Here is a 1,234-nt window from a genome sequence, read left to right on the forward strand (position 1 = left end):
CCATATGGATTCCAGCCTTTAGTACTGTCTAAAATATAAAAACAGCAAGGAGCATCCCAAGAAGTATAAATATTATAGGACTGTTGTGCATCTTATTTTGCTGCATATCTCTCATTTTTCAATTTAATGCTCAAGATAACGCCATTTTGAGCGGCCCGGTTTTTTGGGTCCGCTCCAAAAAAAGGTTCGGCTATTCCATGTATTCCTGAAAAAACGATTCATTAATATCGTAGGTGGTTCTTGGAATAAGGCCCAACTCCAATTCTTCAAACAGCCGTATCAAGTCGTCTCCAGCTACAAGCTCAATGGGAGGGACGCCATCCCGTCGAGCCTCTTTTATAGCTTCAACTGTAAACGTACCAGTTGTAATTATAATGCCTTTGTCAGCACGCCCCATCATAGCACCCCGAAAATCACGAACATTGGAAGGAGTGACAGAGCCTTGATAGCGTTTACATTGAAATAGTACATTAAAACTTACAAATGGATTAACTTGAAGTATCCCTATTCCATCAATTCCACCATCTCCGCTTTTCCCTGTGACTGTGACCCTTTGAAATCCTGATTCCCGGAGCAAACGTTGGCAAAGTCGCTCGAACCCTGCTGGAGTCAAGTTTTTTATGAAGTTTAATAATTGAGACCGGTAATCTTCATGCTCATCTATCGTTACTTCATCTTCATCAACCGGTGTATTTTCTGCTTCGCCCTTTTTCGCTGCGCTGTGGTCTCTTTGAATTTTTTTGAAAAGTTGTTCAAAGTCAAAATTATCAGGATCGATCTTTTGCCCTTTTTCTGTAAGGCTCCAAACTCCTCGTTTCGATGACGATAACAGGCCACCTTTAACAAGGTACAGTCGAGCCCATGCTGCTTGGTTTCTGACACGTGACCCGCCGCTCTTCAGCTCAACTTCCTGTTCTGATTCTGGAATTCTCAATATTTCAATCGACCGATCAATGACTTCGGACGTCGTCCCAGAACCGCCTAATGACTGAAGCACGGTTATAATAGGAGCGCAAAAGCGAGTAAACTCCTGAAAACCTTTTTTTCTTCTGCCCACTTATTTCTCTCCTTTGTTTAATGTTGAAGCCGAACGACGGAAATAACCCACGCCGCCGCCGGCCAAGGATAAAAAACGTAACTTACTCGGCGTTGGGTTCATTGATTTGTTATAAAACGATATCCGCCTTCAGCGCAAGTGGGTCAAGACTTACGCTTAATATCTTATGACAATGAG

At 42.7% G+C, this 1,234-nt stretch carries 1 protein-coding gene; it reads right to left on the bottom strand.

Annotated features, from left to right (window positions below; translation table 11 throughout):
* Positions 1–190 precede the first annotated feature (190 nt).
* On the bottom strand, positions 191–1,057 hold the full coding sequence (locus tag VXK47_RS15975) for a restriction endonuclease (protein WP_435549782.1): 867 nt from the start codon (positions 1,055–1,057) through the stop codon (positions 191–193).
* Between the last annotated feature and the right edge of the window lie 177 nt (positions 1,058–1,234).

This window comes from Desulfobacterium sp. N47, assembly GCF_051233685.1.
In the GTDB taxonomy this organism is placed as follows: Bacteria; Desulfobacterota; Desulfobacteria; order Desulfobacterales; family RPRI01; genus RPRI01.